At 65.9% G+C, this 22,234-nt stretch carries 22 protein-coding genes and 1 riboswitch; of the genes, 16 read left to right on the forward strand and 6 right to left on the reverse strand.

Features of this window, described 5'->3' with window-relative positions:
- Positions 1–168: 168 nt before the first annotated feature.
- Positions 169–984 (forward strand): transglycosylase SLT domain-containing protein, encoded by an 816-nt coding sequence (locus tag KAR29_RS13605; protein WP_274373534.1) that lies wholly within the window; start codon positions 169–171, stop codon positions 982–984.
- 60 nt (positions 985–1,044) lie between these two features.
- Here the strand turns inward: KAR29_RS13605 and KAR29_RS13610 are convergent, their stop codons facing one another.
- On the reverse strand, positions 1,045–1,371 hold the full coding sequence (locus KAR29_RS13610; RefSeq protein ID WP_274373535.1) for a NifB/NifX family molybdenum-iron cluster-binding protein: 327 nt from the start codon (positions 1,369–1,371) through the stop codon (positions 1,045–1,047).
- A gap of 128 nt (positions 1,372–1,499) precedes the next feature.
- Here KAR29_RS13610 and KAR29_RS13615 point away from each other — a divergent pair, with 128 nt between their 5' ends.
- The 8 genes from KAR29_RS13615 to KAR29_RS13650 all read left to right on the forward strand — a co-directional run bounded on the left by KAR29_RS13615 (position 1,500) and on the right by KAR29_RS13650 (position 7,302).
- Positions 1,500–2,882 carry an NAD(P)/FAD-dependent oxidoreductase gene (locus tag KAR29_RS13615; RefSeq protein ID WP_274373536.1) on the forward strand — a complete coding sequence of 461 codons (1,383 nt, stop codon included), beginning with the start codon at positions 1,500–1,502 and terminating at the stop codon, positions 2,880–2,882.
- 168 nt (positions 2,883–3,050) lie between these two features.
- A complete protein-coding gene (locus KAR29_RS13620) occupies positions 3,051–3,530 on the forward strand; it encodes a methyl-accepting chemotaxis protein (RefSeq protein WP_274373537.1) in 480 nt (159 codons plus the stop codon).
- Positions 3,527–3,937 (forward strand): hypothetical protein, encoded by a 411-nt coding sequence (locus KAR29_RS13625; RefSeq protein ID WP_274373538.1) that lies wholly within the window; start codon positions 3,527–3,529, stop codon positions 3,935–3,937. The genes KAR29_RS13620 and KAR29_RS13625 overlap by 4 nt, the downstream gene beginning before the upstream one ends.
- Before the next feature lie 40 nt (positions 3,938–3,977).
- Positions 3,978–4,226, forward strand: a complete 249-nt coding sequence (locus tag KAR29_RS13630) for a DUF5320 domain-containing protein (protein WP_274373539.1) — start codon at positions 3,978–3,980, stop codon at positions 4,224–4,226.
- 85 nt (positions 4,227–4,311) lie between these two features.
- Entirely contained in the window at positions 4,312–4,683 is a 372-nt protein-coding gene (locus KAR29_RS13635) for a NifB/NifX family molybdenum-iron cluster-binding protein (protein WP_274373540.1), read from the forward strand.
- On the forward strand, positions 4,683–5,519 hold the full coding sequence (locus KAR29_RS13640) for an ATP-binding protein (RefSeq protein ID WP_274373541.1): 837 nt from the start codon (positions 4,683–4,685) through the stop codon (positions 5,517–5,519). Before KAR29_RS13635 ends, KAR29_RS13640 begins: the two co-directional genes overlap by 1 nt.
- Positions 5,516–6,400 (forward strand): ATP-binding protein, encoded by an 885-nt coding sequence (locus KAR29_RS13645; protein WP_274373542.1) that lies wholly within the window; start codon positions 5,516–5,518, stop codon positions 6,398–6,400. The genes KAR29_RS13640 and KAR29_RS13645 overlap by 4 nt, the downstream gene beginning before the upstream one ends.
- A gap of 128 nt (positions 6,401–6,528) precedes the next feature.
- Entirely contained in the window at positions 6,529–7,302 is a 774-nt protein-coding gene (locus KAR29_RS13650; RefSeq protein ID WP_274373543.1) for a substrate-binding periplasmic protein, read from the forward strand.
- 82 nt (positions 7,303–7,384) lie between these two features.
- On the opposite strand, the gene KAR29_RS13655 is transcribed toward KAR29_RS13650, so the two are convergent.
- Entirely contained in the window at positions 7,385–8,233 is an 849-nt protein-coding gene (locus KAR29_RS13655) for an Mrp/NBP35 family ATP-binding protein (protein WP_274373544.1), read from the reverse strand.
- 168 nt (positions 8,234–8,401) lie between these two features.
- Here KAR29_RS13655 and KAR29_RS13660 point away from each other — a divergent pair, with 168 nt between their 5' ends.
- The 6 genes from KAR29_RS13660 (at position 8,402) to KAR29_RS13685 (ending at position 14,399) form a co-directional block, all read left to right on the forward strand.
- The gene (locus KAR29_RS13660) at positions 8,402–9,514 is read left to right on the forward strand and encodes an iron ABC transporter substrate-binding protein (protein WP_274373545.1); all 1,113 of its coding nucleotides are present in this window, start codon (positions 8,402–8,404) and stop codon (positions 9,512–9,514) included.
- Between the two features lie 3 nt (positions 9,515–9,517).
- The gene (locus tag KAR29_RS13665) at positions 9,518–10,567 is read left to right on the forward strand and encodes a FecCD family ABC transporter permease (RefSeq protein ID WP_274373546.1); all 1,050 of its coding nucleotides are present in this window, start codon (positions 9,518–9,520) and stop codon (positions 10,565–10,567) included.
- Positions 10,564–11,322: an ABC transporter ATP-binding protein gene (locus tag KAR29_RS13670; RefSeq protein ID WP_274373547.1), complete on the forward strand. Its 759-nt coding sequence runs from the start codon at positions 10,564–10,566 to the stop codon at positions 11,320–11,322. Before KAR29_RS13665 ends, KAR29_RS13670 begins: the two co-directional genes overlap by 4 nt.
- Before the next feature lie 69 nt (positions 11,323–11,391).
- Complete coding sequence (locus KAR29_RS13675; protein WP_274373548.1) at positions 11,392–12,378, forward strand: radical SAM protein; 987 nt, start codon at positions 11,392–11,394, stop codon at positions 12,376–12,378.
- Positions 12,378–13,400: an AIR synthase-related protein gene (locus KAR29_RS13680; RefSeq protein ID WP_274373549.1), complete on the forward strand. Its 1,023-nt coding sequence runs from the start codon at positions 12,378–12,380 to the stop codon at positions 13,398–13,400. Before KAR29_RS13675 ends, KAR29_RS13680 begins: the two co-directional genes overlap by 1 nt.
- A gap of 516 nt (positions 13,401–13,916) precedes the next feature.
- Positions 13,917–14,399 (forward strand): hypothetical protein, encoded by a 483-nt coding sequence (locus KAR29_RS13685; protein ID WP_274373550.1) that lies wholly within the window; start codon positions 13,917–13,919, stop codon positions 14,397–14,399.
- A gap of 104 nt (positions 14,400–14,503) precedes the next feature.
- Here the strand turns inward: KAR29_RS13685 and KAR29_RS13690 are convergent, their stop codons facing one another.
- The 3 genes from KAR29_RS13690 to KAR29_RS13700 form a co-directional block, all read right to left on the reverse strand.
- Positions 14,504–16,555 carry a hypothetical protein gene (locus KAR29_RS13690; RefSeq protein ID WP_274373551.1) on the reverse strand — a complete coding sequence of 684 codons (2,052 nt, stop codon included), beginning with the start codon at positions 16,553–16,555 and terminating at the stop codon, positions 14,504–14,506.
- 2 nt (positions 16,556–16,557) lie between these two features.
- Positions 16,558–18,123, reverse strand: a complete 1,566-nt coding sequence (locus tag KAR29_RS13695) for a DUF342 domain-containing protein (protein WP_274373552.1) — start codon at positions 18,121–18,123, stop codon at positions 16,558–16,560.
- A gap of 400 nt (positions 18,124–18,523) precedes the next feature.
- A complete protein-coding gene (locus tag KAR29_RS13700; protein WP_274373553.1) occupies positions 18,524–19,948 on the reverse strand; it encodes a hypothetical protein in 1,425 nt (474 codons plus the stop codon).
- A gap of 212 nt (positions 19,949–20,160) precedes the next feature.
- Between KAR29_RS13700 and KAR29_RS13705 the strand changes: the two genes are divergently transcribed.
- Complete coding sequence (locus KAR29_RS13705; protein WP_274373554.1) at positions 20,161–20,574, forward strand: cupin domain-containing protein; 414 nt, start codon at positions 20,161–20,163, stop codon at positions 20,572–20,574.
- An 87-nt stretch (positions 20,575–20,661) separates the two neighbouring features.
- On the opposite strand, the gene KAR29_RS13710 is transcribed toward KAR29_RS13705, so the two are convergent.
- Entirely contained in the window at positions 20,662–21,534 is an 873-nt protein-coding gene (locus KAR29_RS13710; protein WP_274373555.1) for a sulfite exporter TauE/SafE family protein, read from the reverse strand.
- Positions 21,535–21,884: 350 nt separating this feature from the next.
- Positions 21,885–21,948, forward strand: a riboswitch (Fluoride riboswitch).
- Positions 21,949–22,234 lie beyond the last annotated feature (286 nt).

Raw genomic sequence — 22,234 nt, forward strand, 5'->3', positions numbered from 1 at the left:
TATAGTCTTGTCAGACTGGGGTTTGTCGCCGACGGAAAAACAACCCGGTTGTTACATTGTTCGTCAAAACTTGCCGATTCGTCATCATCCGCTATAATTTTCCTGCTTCCAGCACCAGACCCCCCGGAAGCACGGCACGATTCGCGCCGCCGACAGGAGGGAATTTTGATGAGAAGACTCACCGCAGCCCTGATCGTGGTCGCCGCTGCGGCCATCGCCCTTTTGGGCGTCATGGTCCTCGAGACCACCCAGGCTCAGGCCGTGGCTCCTCCCGGAAGCCCCGAGCCCGAACCGACGAACTGGAGCCGTTTCCTCATGGGGCGGGAAACGACGCCGATGGCGACGACGGACTGGAACCGCTTCCTCGTCAAACCCGCGGCAAAAGGGACACCCAAGGTCCCCACCTTCCACGCCACCGTGACCGATGCCCTCTCCTCCATGGACCTCTCCGCCGCCGAACTCGTCCTCTGGATCCGCCAACTTCCCGAGACAGCTCTCCGCTACCTCCCCAACTGGAGCCAGGCCCGCCAGGAACAGGTGGGACTCCTCGCCCGCTACATCCGCAGCCAGAACGGCTCCGTCGATGCCCTCTCCGCCTGGCGGCAGGCCGCCGCCTTCGTCCACTACAGCCGCAAGTACGGCGTTCCCGTCGACCTGGCCGTCGCCGTGGCCAACACGGAAAGCCACTTCAACAGCGAGGCCAGAAGCCGCTACGGCGCCATGGGCGTCATGCAGGTCGTCTGGCGCGTCCACCAGCGCCTCCTCCAGGTCAACGGCATCCTCTCCCCCGACGAACTCCACGACCCGGAAAAGGGGATCGCCGCCGGCTGCCTGCTCCTGGGGCGCTATCTTCGGGCCTACGGCGACAGGGACAAGGCCCTGGGACGTTACTACGGGGGATCGTCGGCCGTCTACGCCAAGCGCATCAACACCCGTCTGGCCAACCTGAGGAACTACGCCGCCTCCATAGCGACGACGCTCTGACGGGAGCTCTCGACGCCCTGAAAGAGAGAGGCCCCGGGCCTCTCTCTCCCCCCAGCCAGCCTAGAGAGGCTGCAACTCGCCCCGCTCGGCGCTCTCGACGGCGGAGCGAACCGTTCCGCCCGGCACCTGCCAGACCTTGAGGCCCCCCAGACGAAGGGCATCGGCGGCCTTGGGCCCCACCTGGCGGGCAAGGACGCCGTCGACGCCCCTGTCGGCCAGGATCTGCACGACGTGAGATCCCGCCCCGTGGCCCAGCTCCGATGCCGGAGCCTCAAAAGCCTCGACGACGGTTCCCCCCTCGACGACGAGAATCCAGGGGGCCCGGGCGAAACGCTCGGCCGTCATGCTCTCCAGATCTTTTCCTTCCGCTGCGACTCCCCACTTCATGGTCACGCACCTCCTGAGAATAAAGGACGGAATCGCCCCTTGATACCTCCATGGGTATATGCTATGATTCCCTCGTCGTTCCTTTTGAGAATAAATCGCAACAAGCGAAAGAACAAGGGGGAATCATCGTGGAGAGAGTCGTCCTTCTCGGCGGAGGCCCTGCAGGGATCACGGCAGCGAAGCTTCTGCGCAGAAAACGTCCCGATTGGGAGGTCACCATGATCCGACCGGAGAGGGCCAGCATGATCTACTGTGCCATCCCCTATGTCATCGAGGGCCTTTTCGGACAGGAGAAGGTCTGCAAGTCCGACGCCCTCGTCACCGATACGGGCGCCCGGCTGGTCATCGACGAGGCGACGCGCGTGGATTTCACCTCCCGGGAGATCCACACGGGCCGGAACGGCCTCTTCCCCTTCGACCGCCTCCTCATCGCCACGGGCGCCCGTCCCGTCCTTCCCCCCATTCAGGGGTTGGACGGCGCACGTAACGTCTTCCCCGTCAAGACCGAAGAGGATCTTTCCGCCATTCTGGGGGCCATGACAGAGAGATCGAGACAGGCCGTCGTCGTCGGCGCCGGCAATATCGGCATCGAAATGGCCCAGGCCTTCGCCCGCCGAGGCCTGAAGACGACCCTCATCGAGATGGCTCCCCACATCCTGCCCGCTCTCGTCGACGCCGACATGGCCTCCCCCCTGGAGGACCGCCTCCGGGCCCTCGGCGTCGACGTCCGCACCGGCGTGGGCCTCTGCGCCGTGGAACAGGACGGGGAGCGCGTCGTCAAAGGCCTCCTTCTCTCCAACGGAGACCGCCTGGGACTCAACGAAGGCGGCAGGGACGACCTCATCGTCGTCTCCGCCGGAGTCCGTCCCAACGTCGAGCTTTTCGAGGGGACGAGACTCCACATCGGCAGGACGGGCATCGTCGTCGACAGCGCCATGGCCACGAACATCACCGGAGTCTGGGCCGCCGGAGACTGCTGCGAGTACCGCTCCTTCATCGACGGCGAAATCGCCGGGGGGAAACTGGCCACCAACGCCGTCCCCATGGCCAAAGTCGCGGCGCGGAACATGGTCGGCGAGGAGTGGCACTACCAGGGATTCCTCAACGGAGCGGCCACCGTCGTCGAAAAGCTCCGCGTCGGAGGGACGGGCTTCACGGAGGAACTCTGCCTCCGCAAGGGAATCGACGTCGTCGTCGGCCATGGAGAGACGACGTCCCGCTTCCCCATGATGCCCGAGGCCACGAAGGTTCGGGTCAAACTGATCTTCAGGGATGACGACGGGCGCCTCCTGGGAGGACAGGCCTTCGGAGGCGAGGCCGTGGCCGAACGGATCGATCTGCTGACCCTGGCCATCAAGTCATCGGCGACCATCGAAGACCTGATGAATTTCGACTACAGCTCCCAGCCCTGGCAGACCTTCTTTCCCGCCGCCAACGCCATCGTCATGGCCGCCGAGGAGGCCTGGGCACGGAAGGCGGACCGATCGCGCGCCGAGAGGTGCCCGGAATAGCCGCCCCCCTTCGGGGCGAAGGCCCTGAAGAGGGATCTCCGACGGGCCTCCCCCGCCTCCTTCCGTCCTCGAAACTCCTTGCGCTTCCGTCGCCATCCGTCCACCTCTCAGGGAGGAGGAGCCCCAGGGCTCTTCCTCCCTTTTGCCCTATCGGACCGATCGAAAGGAGTGAATCTTCCGAAGATGTACACCTCTCAACAGGAGCAGAGCCGCGACGTCTTCGATCCCCCGGGCGCTCTCGACGCCTCTGGCGAAAGGACCCTCCAGGTCCGCCAGGCAGCCTCCTCCGTGGGGACCGCCCTGACCTCGGTCCTCTCCAGGATCGGCGACTTCAGGACCTTTACCCGCTCCGTCGGGGCCATCGCGTCGAAGACCCAGGCCCTGGCCATCAACGCCGCCATCGAGGCGGCCAAAGCCGGCGAGGCGGGGAGAGGCTTCTCCGTCATCGCCAGAGAGATCAACGATCTCAGCACCCGCTCCAAGGAGGCCTCTCGGGAAATCGCCGCCACGATCGAAGAGGTCGAAGAACGGCTCAAAACGATCCAGGACGACCAGCAAAAGGCCCGGGACCATCTCTTCGCCCTGCTCGCCGGCGAAGGCGTCCGACGGCAAGCCCCTCCCTCGGAAGAGACCGGAGGCCCGTCATGACGGCCTCCCGCAGCTTCCGCTCCGTCCGCGGCCTTCACGCCCCGGAGCGCCGGGCCGTCGAAGGGCTTCTGAAACGCTACGACCTCCCCTTCCGGGACTGTCCCGACGTGACGCTCCTCGTCGAAGACGCGAAGGGACACCTTTTCGGAACGGCCTCCCTCCAGGGAGAAAACCTGACCATGGTCGCCGTCGTGCCCGGCGAAGAGCGATCGGGCCTCGTGGCCGACCTCGTCGCCCGATCCGTCGAGGAGGCCCGACGTCAGGGCCAGGACCGACTGATCTGGAACGGCGATTCGCCTTTCCCCCTGACGATCGATCTGAGTCGGCGCCCCGAAGGCGAGAGCCTCGCCTCTCTGACGGCCGCCATCGTCGTCGATCTTCTTGACAGGAAGGAGAAAGGGGCGTAGTCTTCTATTGAGAATACTTCTCAAAAAGGAGGTCTGCGCCATGCCCGGATTTGACAGGACCGGCCCGATGGGGCGGGGGTCCCGCAGCGGACGAGGTAGGGGTGTCTGCGGCACCGTGGGCTGCGGCTTCGCCATGGGAATGGGAGGCTCCGGCTTTCGCCGCCGCCTCTGGGCCCGCGACGGCGGAGTCTTCGTCGACGAACAGCGGCGCCTCGAAGAGGAGCTGGCTTCGATGAAAGCCCGGACGGAGGCCCTCGAGGAGAGGCTCCGCGCTGCGGAGTCCCGGTAGAGGGTGTCACGACGTGGTGGAGGCCTGCGGTACGGGCCTCCACCACGCTGAGTGTGGAAGACAAATTCGGCAGGGAGGAATTTCAGTGAAACTCGCCATCGCAACGGAAGCGGGACAGGTCTGTCCTCACTTCGGTCACACGCCTTTTTTCACCCTGGCCACCGTCGAAAACGGCGCCCTCACGGAAAAGAACGAAGTCCCCAACCCAGGGCACGCGCCGGGCTTCCTCCCCCAGTGGATGAAGGATCGGGGCATCCAGCTCGTCATCGCCGGAGGCGTGGGCGCCAAAGCCCAGGAGCTTTTCACCGCTCTCGGAATCGACGTCATCGCCGGAGCCGAGGGACCTGTCGATTCAGTCCTCGCCGCCTTCGTCGACGGAACCCTGAAGGGCGGAAGGAGCCTCTGCACCCACGGAACAGAGGGGCACGGGGGCTGCGGCGACACCTGCAAGGGCTGATGCGCGTCGCCGTCGCCAGCGGCAAGGGGGGCACGGGCAAAAGCTGTGTCGCCGCCTCCCTGGCCCTCTGTTCCCCTGACGTCCTGGCCGTCGATCTTGACGTGGAGGAACCCAATCTGGCCCTCATCCTCGGCTGTCCCTCCCTGGAGAGCATGCTCGTCACCCGCCCCAGGCCTCTCGTGGAGGAGAGTCGCTGCGACGGCTGCGGCCTCTGCGCCAAAGAGTGCCGTTTCGGCGCCGTCAACGTCTTCGGGAAGAAGGTCTACTTTTCGCACGAACTCTGTCACGGCTGCGGCCTCTGTGCCCACATCTGTCCCCAGGGAGCCATCTTCGAGGAAGAGAGGCCTCTGGGCGAGATCCGTCGCTGCCGCTGCGACGGCATCGAGCTCCTTGAGGGACGGCTCTGGACGGGGCAGATGAACCCCGTCCCCGTCATCGAATCGACCCTCGACGCCGCCCAGGCCTTCGACGGCGACACCGTCTGGGACGCTCCCCCCGGAAGCTCCTGCTCCATGGTGGCCGCCGTGAGCCGCGCCGACGCCGTCGTTCTCGTGACGGAGCCGACGCCCTTCGGCGCCTCCGATCTGGAACTGGCCCTTCAGGTCCTCGCCAAACTGAAAAAGCGCTCCCATGTCGTCGTCAACCGCGCCGATCTCGGCGGGGCCGACATCGACGGCCTCGCCGAGCGGTACGGAAGCTCCGTGGCCCTCCGACTCCCCTTCTCCCGGGAAGTGGCCTCGCGCTACGCCCGAGGCGAGGCGCCGGCCCGATTCGACCCCCTCTGGCAGGAGGGGATGAGGCTCCTCTGGAGCCATCTCCGCGAGGCCCGATCGTGAGGGCGAGGGAAATCGTCGTCGTCAGCGGCAAGGGGGGCACGGGAAAGACGACGGTGACGGCCTCTCTGGCGGCCCGTCTGGCCGGGCAGGCCCTTTTCTGCGACGCCGACGTCGACGCCCCCAACCTGGGGCTCCTCCTCGACCCGACGCCGATCAAGAGGGACCCGTTCGTCGGCATGGCCGTCGCCTCCGTCGACGGGCATGCCTGCCTCGGCTGCGGCCTCTGCAGCCGGAGCTGCCGATTCGGGGCCATCACCGTCGTCGACGGCAAGGCCGTCGTCGACGGCTCGGCCTGCGAGGGGTGCGCCCTCTGCCTCCATCTCTGCCCCGCCAAGGCGATCACCCTCACCCCTCTTCCCCGAGGGGAGATTTGCGAGAGCGTCACCGTCTACGGCCCCCTCTTCCACGGTCGTCTCGACCCGGGAGGCGCCAACTCGGGCAAGCTGGTCCAGCAGATCAAAGACGGCGCCCGCAAAAAGGCGGAAGAGAGCGGCGTCTCCTGGATCCTCGTCGACGGACCGCCGGGCATCGCCTGTCCGGCCCTGTCGGCCATGAGCAGCGCCGACATCGTCCTGGCCGTGACGGAGGCCTCTCGATCGGCCCTGAGCGACCTGAAACGCCTCGTCGAGGTCACGAGACCCTTCCGTCTTCCCCTGGCCGTCGTCCTCAACAAGGCCGGCCTGGCCCCCGACGAGGAGAGCGAACTCGAGCGGTTCTGTCACGAAGCCGATCTCCCCCTGCTCGGCGCCATTCCCTTCGACAGGGCCATCGCCGCCGCCCAGGCGGAGAAGATTCCCCCCCTCGAACGGATCAGAGAGCCCCTGGAGGCGATTTTCCGCAACGTGGTCCGCCTTCTGGACCGAAATCCGGAGAGAGGCTAAGAGCTTTCTGTCTTGATATTTAATTACAAAATCTTCTTTAAAAAGTTACAAAAGTTTTAGTTGATTTTTTTGCCATTAAGGAATATGATCAAGGCATCTTTTTCCATCTTCTGGGAGGTGCTTTTTTCGTGAAACGTCTTGTGGCCTTCTCTGCCCTTCTCGTCCTGGTGGCCGCCCTTGCGGCTCTGCCCGCCTCGGCCTCGACTCTCGCCGAGATCCGGGAACGGGGCACTCTGCGCGTCGCCATGGAGGACGAGGACTACGGCCTCTTTCACTTCCGCGAGGGGGACAAAAATCTGGGCCTCGATTACGACCTGGCCCTGGCCATCGCCGAGGCCGCCGGCGTCTCCCTCGAAGTCGTCTCTCTGCCCTGGGGCGACGGCGAGGCGGGTACCATAAGCGGAGCCTGGGGCGACGGCGGCTGGCCCGTCTTCGGCGTCGATCTCATGTGCACGGCGGCGACGATCACCGACGAACGGGCCGAAAAGGTGACCTTCTCGGCGCCCTATTTCTCGGCCGGCCAGCTTCTTCTGACCCTCAAGGCGAAGAACCTTACGGCCCTGGACCAGGTCAAGGGGCTCAAGCTCGGCTTCCAGCAGGCGACGACAAGCGAGACGACGGCCAAGGAATTGCTGGCGGGAAACACCTTCCTCCCCCTCCCGGGCGTTCCCGACGTCATGAACGCCCTCAGGAAGGGGCTCATCGACGCCGCCCTCCTCGACAGCCCCCTGGCCCTGACGGAGGCCAAGAATGACGGGAGCCTTTCCGTCATCGACGAGCTCCTCACCGAAGAACATTTCGGCGTCACCCTGCCCCGGGATGTCGATCCCGAACTGAAGTCTCTCGTCGACGACGTGGTCCAGGCCAACCGCCAGGCCCTCTACGACAAATGGTTCAAGTAGGGCCCCGACGGGATCGGAGGCCCAAAAAAGAAGAGGTCCCTTCCTTACGGAGGGGACCTCTTCTTTCGGGAACAGGCCGGGGCTAGCAGGCCCCCTTGACGGGCGATCCGGCCAGGGAGGCCTCCAGGGCCGAGGCGAGATCTTCGAGACGCTCCGCCTCGCCGTAGTCCTCGACGCGGCCGGAATCGCAGAGAAGGGCCAGGGTCGGGTCGACAGGGAAACGTCCCAGAAGGGGCATGGAGAAACGTTCCGTCAGTTTGGCCACGTGGCTGGGGCCGAAAAGATCCAGCTCCTGTCCGCAGCCGGGACAGCGGACGAAACTCATGTTCTCCACGACGCCCAGAAGGGGGACGTCGAGCATGCCCGCCATGTGACAGGCCTTCTCGACGATGAGCTCGGCCAGGCCCTGGGGCGAGGTGACGAGGACCATCCCGTCGAGAGGAAGGCTCTGCATGACCGTCAGAGGGGCGTCGGCCGTCCCGGGCGGCAGGTCGACGAAGAGATAGTCCAGGTTGCCCCACTCCACGTCGTTCCAGAACTGTTTGAGCAGATTGGCGATGAGCGGCCCCCGCCAGACGACGGGCTTGGCCGGATCGTCGAGAAGGAGATTGACGGACATGACGCGGATCCCCAGCTTGGCCGAGGCCGGCGGAATCATCCCCGCCACGGTTCCCACGAGGGGATCGCGGATGCCCAGCAGTTTGGGGATGGAGGGGCCCGTCACGTCGGCGTCGAGGATCCCGACCCGGCACCCCCTGCGGGCCATGGCCACGGCCAGGAGGGCCGTCGTCGTGCTCTTGCCGACGCCTCCCTTGCCGCTGCCGACGGCCACGAAACGGCCGACGCCCCTCTTGTCGATGGGCTCTTTGGCCTGGCCCGGACAGGTTCCCCCTTCGCCGCAGGAGGACGAACAGCTCTGACAGTCAGACATGCAGACTTCACTCCCCGCTTTTATATGAGAAAAGTTCTCAATAACTTATACGCTCTTTCCTCTCGGCGGTCAAGAAAATCGTCCGCCCTCAATGTTACCTATTCGCTATTTAGTGCTATGATTCGGGCTAAAAGGCAGTCATCTTTTCTCCCCAAGGAGGTCCACCCGTTGAAAAGGACTCGGTCTCTCTCCCTTGCGGCCCTTGTGCTCCTGACCCTCTTCGCGGCCGGTCAGGCCCTCGCCTCGGACGTCGTCGACGCCCTGGGCAGCCCCCTGGCCCTCGACGGCCCCGCCCGGAAGGTCCTCTGCTCCGGCTCGGGGGCCCTGCGCCTGCTGACCTACCTTCAGGCCCAGGACCTCATCGCCGCCGTCGAGGACATCGAAAAGCGCAGCGAGGCCAGGGACGCCCGCCCCTACTTCCTGGCCAATCCCGCCTTCCGTGATCTGCCCCTCTTCGGAGAGTTCCGGGGCCGGGCTCGGGCCGAGCTGATCCTGGGTCTTCCCGAGGCACCTCAGGTCATCTTCAAGACCGATCCCGAGGCGGGAACGCCCGCCGCCGAGCTTCAGGAGGCCACAGGCATTCCCGTCATCCCCCTCGATTACGGCAACCTCCTGGATCGACGGGAGGCCCTCTACGCCTCGCTGCGGACCATGGGACGCGTCGTGGACCGTCAGGAGCGGGCCGAAGCCGTCATCGCCTTTTTCGAGACGACCCTCGACGATCTGAAGCGGCGGAGCGCCTCCTTGGCCGAGGAGGACCGCCCCGGCTGCTACGTCGGCGGCGTCGGCTTCCGCGGCGCCCACGGCCTTTCGGCGACGGAGCTGGGCTACCCCCCCTTCGTCTTCACCGGCGCCCGGGCCGTCACGGAAGAGGAGGCCCCTTCCGACCGGGCCTCCCACGCCGAGATCTCCCGAGAGAAACTTCTGGCCTGGGACCCCCAGTATCTTTTCATCGACCTTTCGACGCTCAACGCCGGAGAGAGGGCCGGAGCCCTCTACGAGCTCAAAAACACGCCTCTCTGGAAGGATCTGCGGGCACTGAAGGAGGGCCACGTCTACGGCCTCCTTCCCTACAACTGGTACACGCAGAACTTCGGCTCCATTTTGGCCGATGCCTACTTCGTCGGCAAGACCCTCTTCCCCCAGGGCTACGGCGACGTCGATCCCGCCGCCAAGGCCGACGAGATCTACCTTTTCCTCGTCGGAAAGGCCCTCTTCTCCGAGATGAACGACCTTTTCGGCGGTCTGGCCTTCCGGCCCCTCTCCCTGACACAGGACTGATCGGTGCATCTCGACGACGGACGCCTGCCCCAGGGCTACGGCCGCCATGTGGCCCTCAGAAAGAGAGGGGTCGCAGCGGCAGCAGCAGCGACGGCTCTCCTCTTCCTTTTCTCCCTCTCCGTCGGGGCCGTCACGATCCCGCCCGGCGACGTGCTGCGATCCCTTCTGGGATGGGGCCAAGAGGCGCGATGGGACCGCATCGTCTGCCAGATCCGTCTCCCCCAGGCCCTGGCCGCCCTTCTGGCCGGGACGGGCCTCTCCCTGGCCGGCGCCGTGAGTCAGTCCGTCCTCCGCAATCCCCTGGCTTCGCCCTTCACTCTGGGCATCAGCCACGGAGCGGCCTTCGGCGCCGCCCTCTCCGTCCTCCTCTTTCCCCGGGGCGAGACGGGCTCCCTCTTTCTTCACCTCTACGGGACGGCCGCCTCGGCCCTTTTCGCCTCGGCTCTGACGACGGCGGCCGTCCTCCTCCTGGCGCGGCGCCGCCCCTCGCCGGAGACGGTCGTCCTCTGCGGCGTCGCCCTGAGCGCCCTCTTCACGGCCTCGACGATGCTCCTTCAATACTTCGCCGACGACAGCCAGCTGGCGACGATGGTCTTCTGGACCTTCGGCGACCTCGCCCGGGCCCGCTGGCCCGAGCTCGCCCTCATGACCGCCGTAACAGCCCTGTCGGCGGCCTATTTCCTCTTCCGCCGCTGGGACCTGAACACCCTCCTGGCCGGGGAGGAGACGGCCCGCTCCCTGGGCCTCTCCGTGACCCGCATCCGTCTCGAGACCATGGCCGTGGCCTGTCTCGTCACGGCCGTCATCGTCTCCCTCGTCGGCGTCATCGGCTTCGTCGGCCTCGTCTGCCCCCACATGGCCCGGCGCTTCACCGGCGACGATCACCGTTTCCTCCTTCCCGCCTCGGCCCTGACGGGCGCCTTCCTCCTCCTCGCCGCCGACACGACGGCGCGGCTCGTCCTTCTTCCCCGCATCCTGCCCGTCTCGATCGTGACGGCCTTTCTCGGCGCGCCGACCTTCATCTGGCTCCTCGGAAGGGAGCGGCGGCGATGATCCTCGACGTCGAAGGGCTCCGCTTCCGCTACGGAAGCGACGCCGTCCTCGAAGACGTGACCTTCTCGGCCCGGCGGGGCGAGATGGTCATGGTGCTCGGGCCGAACGGGGCGGGCAAATCGACCCTTCTCCGCTGTCTCGACGGCCTGGCCAGCCCCGCGGCGGGATCGATCCTTCTCGACGGCCGATCCCTGACCTCTTTCGACGGACCGGAACGGGCCCGATCGGTGGGCTACGTTCCCCAAAGGCCCGAGACGGCCCGCCTGACGGCCTTCGACGCCGTCCTCCTCGGACGACGGCCCCATTTCGGCAGCGCCGTCACCGATGAGGATCTGCGGCGCGTCGACGCCGTCTTCCGCACCCTGGCCATGGAGGGGCTGGCCCTACGCCCCATCGACGCCATGAGCGGCGGCGAGCTTCAGAAGGTGACGCTGGGGCGGGCCCTGGCCCAGGAGCCCTCCCTGCTGCTCCTCGACGAGCCGACGAGCAGCCTGGACCTGAAAAACCAGGTCGAGATCCTCTCCCTCCTCCGTCACATCGCCAAAGGCCACGACATGGCCGTCGTGGCCACCCTCCACGACCTGAACCTGGCCTTCCGCTTCGGCGACCGATTCCTCTTCCTCAAGAGAGGAAAGATCGTCGAGGCCCTCGACGACCTCTCCCGCGTCACCTCCTCCCTCGTCGAATCGGTCTACGACCTTCCCGTCGACGTGGCCCGCCACGGAGAGCTCCCCGTCGTCATCCCCCGCGGCTGAAGACGCCACATCGACCTCCCCCCTAGGGCCTTCTGGCCCTTTCTCTTTTTCTTTTTGAGAGGCATTCTCATGAAAAAATCTTTCATGGGGGGAAGGACCATGCCTGTCTTCGGACCCGTTCCGTCGCGACGACTCGGTCGCAGCCTGGGAATCAACACCATTCCGCCGAAAGTCTGCTCCTATGCCTGCCGTTACTGCCAGCTGGGCCAGGCCCTGACGATGACGACGGAGCGTCGGCCCTTTTACGCGACGGAAGACCTCGTCGACGAGGTGGCCAGGAACCTCAAGAGACTGAAAAGACAGGAGGAGACCGTCGACTACCTGGCCTTCGTCCCCGACGGAGAGCCCACCCTCGACATCGGCCTGGGCGAGACGGCACGGGCCCTCAAGGTCTTCTCCATTCCTCTGGCCGTCATCGCCAACGCCTCCCTCATCGCCGACAGGACCGTCAGAGAAGAGCTGTCCCTCTTCGACTGGGTCTCCCTGAAGGTGGACGCCGCCACCGAAGGCCTTTGGCGAGCCCTCGACCGACCTCACGGCGCTCTCGCCTTCGAAGCCATCATCGACGGACTCGGAATTTTTTCCGCCTCCTACGGGGGCCATCTCGAGACGGAGACGATGCTCGTCGCCGGACGAAACGACGGAGACGAAGCCCTCGAGGACCTGGCCTCCCTCCTCGCTTCCATGGCCCCCTCCGTCTGCCGCCTCTCGTCGCCCACGAGACCCCCCGCCTGCGGCGACGTGACCTGCTGCGACGAGGAGCGTCTCGCGGCGGCCACGGCCATTCTGAGGGGGAAAGGCCTCGACGTCCGCCTTCTCAACGCCTACGAGGGCAACGACTTCGTCCGTACCGGCGACACGCGGGAGGCCCTTCTGGCCATCCTCTCCGTCCACCCCATGAGAGAGGAGGCCCTGAGCCTCTTCCTGGCCGACGCGAAGGATGGAACCGCCGTCCTCCGACGGGCCCTCGAGGAGAAGGACCTTCTCATCACCTCCTGGCGGGGAGCGACCTTCTACGTCCGCAATCTGCGCAAGGCCGCAGAGGAGCGGCGATGATGTCCAAATTCTCCCGCTCCGTCCTGGACCGCGCCGTCTATTCTCCTCTGGCGAGACAGAAAAAGGACCCGTCAGTCCTTCTGGGAAGCCGCTTCGGCGAGGATATCGCCCTCGTCGACGCCGGAGGCACCCTCGTGGCCTCCCACGTCGACCCCATCGTCGGAGCCGCCGAGGGAATAGGCCGCCTGGCCGTTCACGTCGCCTGCAACGACCTGGCTGCGAGCGCCGTCCGGCCCCGTTGGCTTCAGATTCTCGTCCTTCTGCCCGACGAAAAGGACGCGGAGCGCCTCCGCTCGATCATGGACGAGGCCGTCCAGGCCGCGGGCGAGGCGGGCGCCGTCATCATCGGAGGTCACAGCGGCTACACGTCGGCCCTGAACCGCCCCCTCGTCGCCGTCACCGCCCTGGGCTGTGCCGAGGGCGAAATCGTCTCCACCGGCGGGGCCCGCATCGGCGACAGCATCTGTCTCACTCGGGGCGCCGGCCTGGAGGGAACGGCCATCCTGGCGACGGACTACGAAAAGGAGGCCCTTCGCCGTGGACTGGAGGCGACGGACATCGCCGAAGGGCGCCGCCTCGCCGACAGGCTCTCTCTCGTTCCCGAGGCCCTGGCCCTGGCCGCGGCGGGCGCGACGGCCATGCACGACCCGACGCGGGGCGGCGTCATCGAGGCCCTCCTCGAAATGGCCGAGGCCTCGGACAAGGGCTTCGCCGTCGACGGAGATCGTCTACCCCTGCCGCCTGTCGTGAGACGCTTCGCCAAGGCCTTCGACTTCGACCCTCTGAGGATGCTCTCCTCAGGAGCCCTCGTCCTGACCCTTCCCGAAGAAAAGCTCCTCCGGGCCCGCAGGGCCTCGGAGGAGCTCGGCGTTCCCCTCACCGTCATCGGAACCGTCGAGAGAGGTTCGGGGCTGAGGCTCGGTGGAGCACGAGGGGAAGCGTTTTTTTCGCGATCGGAGCCGGAACGGGACGAACTGGCCCGACTCGAGGCCCTCCTCGGACCTCCGGGGCAGACCCGCTAACGGCATCACCATCGACGAGGGAAATCGCCGCCTCTTCCTCCTCCCGGCAAAGGGCGGACGACGAAAACACGCGGAAGGCGAGGGCCCGGCAGCCGCCCCGGCGGCGCCCCTCCTTACGTAAGGAGGGGCGCCGCCGATAACGACGGGATCGAGGCCGTCGCCATCGACGGCGCTCCCGGGCAGAAAGCGACGGAGGAGCTTCCCCGTGGTTTCCCTCGAAAGGCAGGAGTCGGCCTATCTGAAGATCGGCACATCAAGCATCGCCCGAGACAGAGGCATCCCCCTTTTTACGTGAACGCCCCCGGCACACCCCTCCCCACTCACGGGACCGTAGACAACGCCCTCGCCCCCCGAAGGGCAAACAAAACAACCGAGAATACCCTTGACGACTGGACACAATGCGCTCATCGGCTGCAACTTGGCCGAATATTCCGGATAGAACGACGATTGCGGCTCCTGCCCGACATGCCTGTCCGTATGGAATCATCCCTCGCATCGACCAGGAGGAAGGATCCCATGCGAACGCCGAGTCTTGAAAGCCATGAAAATCCTTTGGCCCAGGAGATGGGGAAGAGGCTCTCGGAGCTCTTTCCGCGCCGGTGGATTCTCGAGCAGGCCAAGGCATCGGGCTTCGTCGAAGGGGTCCGCACTCTCGATCCGATGGTCTTTTTTGGGCATCTGGTTCTCGCTTTCGGCTCTTCGAGCCGCCTGTGTCTTCTCCGGCTCCATCGGAGCCATGAGAAAGTCGCGCCGGACCGGATGACTTGGCCCGCTTTCTACGATCGCTTCACGCCGGAACGGCTCGAATTCCTCAAAAGATGCCTGGAGCGCGCCATGGCTCGCGTCGTCTTCGAGGCGCTCCCCGCGAGGGCGACGGCGCTCGAGGCCTGCGACATCAGGGAGATCGTCGCCATCGACAGCACCCTAGGGCCGATCCCTTGCCCGAGCGCTACCGGAGAGGACGGCTGGAGGATGTCTAGCCAGAGAGAACCTAATTAATAGATGGATACCTTCTTGAATATTCGGCTGAGTTGCGGCCAATGCGAAATAGCGAGGAGCCGGTTTTCCTCCGCTCGACCCGGCCCTGTCCATCGTTTGAAGAGCTAAGAGCCCCCTCCCGTCGGGCGCCACCCCTCCTCGACGGGGAAGATCGCCTCCAGCTCCCCCTCCCAGGGGAAGGGAAGGACGACGAAGGACCGATCACGAAAGAGGAAAGCCCGGCAGCAGCTCCGCCGCTGCTCCTCCGAAAGGGGGGCGGGGCCCTCGACGACGGAGGGCTCGAGGCCGTCGGCCTCGGCTTCGGCGACACTCTCGGCCAGAAGGCGATGGAGGGGGTCTTCGAGATCGACGACGGTGCCTCCGTCCCCCTCCTCGACGCCGTCGAGGCGAGGGGCGACGAAGGTGGCCACGAGGGAGAGAAGCTCCAGCCCCTCGGCGTCGAGGGAACGCCGGCCCCGAAGGCACAGGGCTCCTTTCAGTTGCCCTCCGGCTCGTAGGGGAAACCAGTGATCGCAACCGATGAGGACGCTTTCCCCTCCGCCGAGAACCTCTTCGGGAATCGCCTCCAGATCGGAAGGGCCGAAAAGGCGGAGGGTCTCCACATCGAGGACGACGGAGAGGGACTGGCAAAGCGCGGTTTCGAGGCTCGCGAGGGAGCGGATCTGCTGGATCTCGCCGGCGAGTTCGCGAAGGAAGGTCCTCGTCCGGACCTGATCGGTCAGCCTGTCCCTCTGGCGGCGCACTTCGTCGAGAAGGCGGCAGCGGCGCAGGGCCATGGCCGAGGCCGAGGCCAGAGTCTCCAGACTCTCCTCCTCTCCGTAAGGGCTGCCCGTGACGGCGACGCCGACGGCGACGTAGCCCAGCAGGCGCTCCCCGTCGACGAGGAAGAAGAGACGCTCCATCTCCTCCTCCAGGGGAGAAAAGAGGAGATCGGAGGTTTCGAGGACCGAAGCGAGAGAACCGGCGCAGGCGACGGGAGAGGAAAGAGGCAGCGAGGCGGCAGGAAGGGGCCGCTCGCTGGCCAAAAGAGGACGATCGGTGAACAGGACCGTGCCCTCCCTGCGTTCGCCCCTGAGGCGGTAGGCCTGGGAAATTTCGTCGTAGAGGACCAGCAGGGTCCGTCGACTCTGCGTCATCTCGCCGAAGGCGTCGAGGATCCTTTCCAGGAGGGACATCTCCTCCTCCTCGTCGATGAGGCTCAACAGGGCGCCGTGAAGGCCCCGGAGGGCGAATTCCCTTTCGGAGAGCCGGCCGATCTGGCTCTCGCGCTCCTCCTGAAGGGCGTTGAGGGCCATGGCCCGGGAGGCGATGCCGCCCAGAAGCTCCAGGGCGTGGAAAAGGCCGGACGAGGCCGGAGAAGACCACTTCAGGAGGTAGAAGAAACGCCGATCTCCCGAAAAGAGGGGAAGGACGGCGGAGTAGGCATCGCGAAGGAGGGCGAAATTTCCGCCGCCCAGAGCGGAGCGGTGCTCCTCGTCGACGACGACGGGAACGGAGGAGAGATGGCAGGCCGCGAAGAGGCCCTGCCGAAGGGGGAGAGGCCCCTCGTCGCCTCCCAGGCGACGGAGTCCTCCTGCCTCGTCCTTCAGGAGCGTCAGCTTCTCGGGGCAGAAACACTCGCGCATGACGTCGAGGAGAAAGGTGGCGAGGAAATCGACGGGAAAGGGCTCGAATAGGGAGGGGAGGGCGCTCTTGAGGGCGTAGAGCATGTAGGCCAGCCCCGCCAGATGGCGCTCCGTCTCGTCGACGGAGAGGTGGCGTCGCCAGAGGCGGACCAGGCTGTCGGCGCTGTGGAAGAGGTCGGTCAGCTCTCCGTCGGGCGCCTCCTCGAGGAGGACGACGACGTCGGGCCCCTCGCCGAGGAGGACGACGTGACTTCCGACGCCGGAAAAGAGACTCCGCTCCCCTTCGTCGAGGGCGAGGACGACGACGCCGGCCCGGGAGGAGGACCTCTCCCGGACGCGGACGAGGCCGTCGGCCACGGCCGGAAGGGGCTCCATGTCGCCGATGACGTCGGAGAGGTAGAGATCGTTCCTGCTGTGGGGCTGGAAGACGGAGGCGACGACGCCTCTCTCGGCAAGAGCCTGGCTGATCAGGGAGAGGACACCCCCTCCGAGGATGAAGCTCGTCTGATGACAGAGTCGATGAAGGTCCATCGTCATTCCCCCCCGGCGATGCGCACTTGGCCCTCGTCTGGGTCGTAGTAGAGGGTCACGCGGCGCGCCTTGTCGTTGACGCGGCAGGAGACCCCCTTGAGGCGAAGGGAGATCTCGCCGGAGACGCCGTCGATGACGCTGAAGGAGGCGTCCCCCCTGAGGTTTCTCAGCGTCTCCTTCAGCCCGGCCAGGACCTCTTTCCGCTTCTCCTGGGCCTCTTCAAAAGCCAGAAACTCGGCCAGATGCTTGCGGGCCTGGAGATGAAAGCCCTTCTCCGTCAGCGTTCGGATCGAGGAGGAGAGGACGAGGAGCTCGTCGTCGGCCTCGACGATTTCCCGGCCGAGGGCCTGGCAGCGCTGGAAGAGCTCCAGGCGGGAGACGCCCGTGACGGTGATCGCCGTGTCGCCCCAGCGCATGACCCGCACCGATCGCGCGTTGACGTGGGCCGCCGCCTCGATCTGGGAGGCCATGATGACGCCTCGACTGCCCTCGACGAGGACACCTCTTCGGGCGTGGATTTTGGAGCGCAACACATATTCGTTGACCTTCAGGAGCGAACAGCGCACCTCGGCCTCCTGGACGAAACGGGCCAGGATATCGCCCTCGGCCTCGACGAGAGCCCCTCCCTTGCCGACGATGCCAAATCGGACGGAGATGCTGCCGCCGCTGCGGACGACGGCCCTTTCGATGCCGCCCTGGATGTCGATATCGCCGCCGGAGGTGACGGAGTAGCCCTCGCGGACGTCGCCTCGGACGAGGACGGGGCCGTCGTAGACGATGTTGCCCGTCTCGGGGCCGACGGCCCCCCCGACGATGAGAAGAGGCTCCACGGAGAGCCTCTCGCCTTTCCAGACGAGACGGCCGTCGACGGAGGCGACGAGACGGTCTCCCTCCATCTCGGCCCCCCTGCCGTAGGAGAGGCGGGGCGTCCGGCCGCTGCGGCCGGCCAGGGTCTGGCCCGTCACGGTCTTCCCCTCCCGGGGCGGTTTCGCCTCATGGCGGATGGCCAGAGCCTCGCCCCGCTGGACCTCGACGACGAGGTCCAGGGAGTAGAAATCGACCTCGCCCGATTCGGTCATGGTCGGCTTGCCCGTGGGGCGCCGCTTGAGGTGTTCGACCCACCCATCCTCTCCGTGGCGCGGTTCGAGCCCTCTGGCGACGACGACGTCCCGGACGGCCTGCCCCGACCGGCTCCTCTCCAGGGCCCGGGCCAGGGCCTCCCCGTCCAGGCCGTAGACGACACCCCTGGCGGCGAAGAGTTTCCGCAGGGCCTCTTCGTCGTCGAAGCCCGGCGGCAGGCTCAACGTCGCCTCCAGCCCTCCGTCGACGATCTGAAGGGAGGGGACCGCAAGATCCCGACCGGCCCCGATCTCCAGGTTCTCGACGCCGCCCACGTTGGCCAACTCCCGCAGCCGCTCCGTCGAAGGGCCCGAGGTCCCGTGACGCCGCAAAAGGGCAAGGAGGTCGAGGAGCCTGACGGGCGGCTTGGACACATCGAGGACGAGGCGCTCCTCCTCGCGGAAGAGTGTCATCGTCTCCGTCTCCTCAAGGATCAGTCTGTCGCTCATCTCTCTCCCTCCCGCGCCTCAGCGGGCGCCTCATCTTCCAGGAACTCCCATTGAAGCGCAAAGACGTTACGGCCCCGACACCGGAACGTGACGATTTCCCGACAGATGAGAGGAAAGGAAGGAGAGAAAAGGGCCAATCTCAGCGCGCCTCCAGAAGAAGGGCCTCACCCGGCGCTCCGGCGAAGAAGAGATAGCTTCCCTCGGGGGGCAGGGCTCTTCCCCTCGTCGACGAGGAGGACCGGGAAATCGGTCTCCCTGGCGTACTCGAAGACGAACGTCGGGCCAGGAAGGCCCGAAGAGCAAAAGCGCAACGCCTCTTCTCCTCGCGATCCCCTCACCTTCCCCTCTTGTCGTCCGCCGTCGCGAGAGGGCGCGACGAATCTCCCGAACCCGGAAGGCCCTACCGTTCCTGAAGGCGGCAGCGGCTGAGGGCGACGGCCGAGGCCGCCGCCAGAGTCTCGAGGTTCTGGCCGTCGCCGTAGTCGCCTCCCGTCACGGAGGGGGCCAGAGCGACGTAGCCCAGGAGAGACCTGCCGTCGACGAGCAGAAAGAGTCGGTCCATCTCCTCGGGAAGGGCCTCTTCGGGCGGAGCCTCGAGGCCGAGAACGGAGAAGAGGGCCCGGGCCGACGAGGCGGGACAGGAAAGGGGAAGATCGACGACCTCAAGAGGCTCCGGAGCGAGCCAGAAGGAGCCGTCGCGAGGGAAGACCCTGCCGTCGCGGCGCTCGCCGAAAAGGCGGTAGGCGCCGCGAGCCCGATCGTGGACGACGGCCAGAACGCGGCGGCTCTGGGTCATCTCGCCGAAGACGTCGAGGAGCTCCTCCAGGAGGGACTCGGCCGATTCCTTCCTGATGAGGCTGAGGAGGGCCCGATGAAGCGCCCCCAGGGAGAACTCCCGCGCCGAGAGCTCGCGGATCCGCTCCTCCCGCTCCTCCCTCAGGGCGTTGAGGGCCATGGCCTTGGAGGTGACGCCGCCCATGAGTTCCAGGACATGGACGCCTTCGGGACGAGGAGAGGAGCCCCAGCGGAGGAGGTAGAAAAAGCGCCGATCACCGGCAAAAAGGGGGAGAACGACCGAATAGGCCTCTCCCAGGCGGGCGACGTTCTCCCCGCCCAGGCTCTCGCCGTGGGAGGCCTCAATGGGGACGGGCACGGGCGCCAGGTTCCGGGCGACGAAAAGCCCCTGGCGGAGGGGCAGAGGCCCCTCGTCGCCGGCGACGCGACGGAACTCGCCCCCCTCGTCTCGGAGCAGCGTCAGCCGCTCGGGCCCGAAGCTCTCCCGAAGGACATCGACGAGAAAGGCGGCGAGGAAGTCGGGCGGGAAGGGCTCGAAGATGGAGGGAAAGGCGCTCTTGACGGCATAGAGAAGATAGGCCAGGGAATCGAGGGAACGCTCGGCCTCGTCGAGAGAACGGTAGCGGTTCCAGAGACGGACAAGCCCGTCGGCGCCCTCGAGGAGAGGCCCCATCGCCTCGTCGGGCTCTCTGTCGAGGACGACGACGACGACGTGTCTTCCCTCTCCCAGAAGGACGACGTGGCTCCAGGGAGCGGAGAAGAGGGCCCGCCCCTCTTCATCGAGGGGAAGGGAACGCCACCCCCCGGCCGCGGCGGCGAAGCGCCCCTCCAGGTAGTCCATGGCTCCGGGCAGGGAGGGAGGGACGACGGGGCCGACGGCGTCGAAGACGTGAAGATCGCGCCCCTCGGGCTGGAGGATCACGGCGCCGTCGACCCTTTCGGCCAGGGCCTTGGCCAGCAGAGGGAGCACGCCTCCGCCGAGCAGATACTTCGTCGTGCCGTACAACTCGTTCAGCTCGTTCAGCGTCATTCCCTGTCCCCTCTTTCGTGAGGTCACGCCCCGGGAGTACAATCTCCGGGGGAAAGCACAGCGGGAGCCTGCCGCCGCCGACATCCCCCGTCTCCTTCTGGTCCGTCTCCTTTCATTATAACGTACAGCGGAGAGAAAAATCTCCCTGTCGGAAAACTCACTCCCTCCACCTCGGGAAAAGCAGCGACGAACGAAAAAGGAGGGATCACTTAATGAAAAAAGGTTGCCTCGCTCTGGCTCTGTTCTTTTGCCTCACCTCTCCCGCCGCGGCCCACGAGGGCCCCCACGTCGACGTCCTGGCAAAAACGACGTCGAGCTGGGACGGGACGACGCTGGCCTCCTATCCGGAGGGACAGCCCGAGATCACCGTCCTCCACATCACCGTCCCCCCCAAAACCTCTCTGGCCCTCCACCGCCACCCCGTCATCAACGCCGCCGTCCTCCTCGAGGGCGAGCTGACGGTCATCACGGAAAAGGAGGAGACGCTCCACGTCAAGGCCGGAGAGGCCCTCGTCGAAGTCGTCGACAAGTGGCACTACGGCCGCAACGACGGCGACGTCCCCGTCGTCCTCGTCGTCTTCTACGCCGGAACCGAGGGCGGGGCCATCACCGTCAACAAAGAATAAGGAGCGATCGACGGACAAAAAAAGGCGAGAGCGGAGAAATCCGCTCTCGCCTTTCTGCGCCTCCGGGGAGGGGAGCCTCCCGGCGTCTCAGGCCGCCTCCGATCCCTTGGCCCGCTCGAAGAGCATCGTCGCTCCGGCGTAGAGGACGACGGCGGCGACGACCCACTGGAGCATGCTCAGATTGAGACTCTTGACGATGTAGACGGCGGCCAGGACGCCGACGATGCCGAAAAGGCTGGAGAAAAAGGTGATCTTGCGGCCGTACTCGCCGAGGCGGACGAACTCCATGGCCCCCATGGGAACGGAGAAGGTGCAGGCTCCCATCATGATGGGAAAGGCCACGGCGGGGTTGACGCCCAGGGCGTAGACGGTGGCCATCGTCGGCGCGTAGGAACCGATGCCCACGTTGTTCAGGGCGCCGTAGAGGGCCAGGAGGACGACGGCCAGGATCAGCTTGCCCCCCTCGAGGCCCGTCGCGTCGCCGCCGGAGGGAACGAGGTTGAACTTGCCGGCCAGAATGAAGGCGGCGGCCAGGCAGAGGCCGATTCCCATGAACGTGCGGATCGTCGCCGCCGGAAGACGGACGACGAAACGGGGCCCGATATAGGCGCCGGCCATCTGGGCGACGATGAGGAGGATCAGCGTCTTGGGCTCGACGGTGATGGACGAGATATAAGCCAGAGCCATGACGGCGACGGGAATGGCGCACTGGGTGTTGAGCGTTCCCGGCAGCTTCTTGTCGCTGACGAGCTTGCGGGCCCGGTAGAGGACGGTCGAGAGGGCGAAATCGGAAATGCCGAAGGTGGAGAGGAAAAAGCAGAGGGCTCCCCAGAGGGCCAGAAGGAAGTTGCTGCCGGGCTCGGCCCAGGCCTCCTTCCGATGTTTCAGGAAGTCGAGGACGAAGCGGACGGCGTAGAGACCGTTGACGAGAACGATGAGCAGAAGAAGTGCCTTGATCATGACGGAGAGCCCCTTTCGTCGATGAATTGCCGTTACCCGTCCCTTTTTGTGCATCGGATAACGTAAGACGTAGTCTGCCATGAATCAACTGGATTGTCAATAATCAGCATGTGTTGATTTTTGGGTTTGCCGAAGGGCGGACTTTTCCGACGAAGCCCGAGGACCGCCCCCATAGGAGGGACGACCTCCATCGGCCGAAGGGGCGCAAGCGTCGCCGCCAACCGAAGCCGACGGCGGGCACAGATCGCAAAGGGGCGGACTCGACGGAGCCCTTCGCCACGAGTCGACCGATCTGGACAGAAACCTCTTGATTTCAGGGCCCTCTTTGGTTAGGCTCATGGGGAGACGAAGAGAAGAAGGGGGATGGAGTCCCCCTTGGAACGCCCTTGACGGGATGATGACTCCTGCCGCTCCTGCCGGAAGCGGCGGGAGTTCGTGTTTCTCCGCCCTTTCGCCAGGGGATGTCCGATCGGAGCGTGGGTGGATCCTGCCGAAGGCCCTCCTTTGTTTCCCGATCGGCACAGGGATGGCCGAAGGCCTTCGACGATCGCCGTCTTTCCCGAGGAAGGACCTTCGTTTCCCTCCTCCGAAGCATTCCCCCTTCCCTCCCGGAAGAGGAGACCTGCCAGAAAGGGCGCGGGACTGCCCCTCTGCCGCAAAAGGCCCCGATTCTCATCGACAGGATAAGTTGGAGACATCT

The organism is Aminithiophilus ramosus (assembly GCF_018069705.1).
Lineage (GTDB): Bacteria > Synergistota > Synergistia > Synergistales > Aminithiophilaceae > Aminithiophilus > Aminithiophilus ramosus.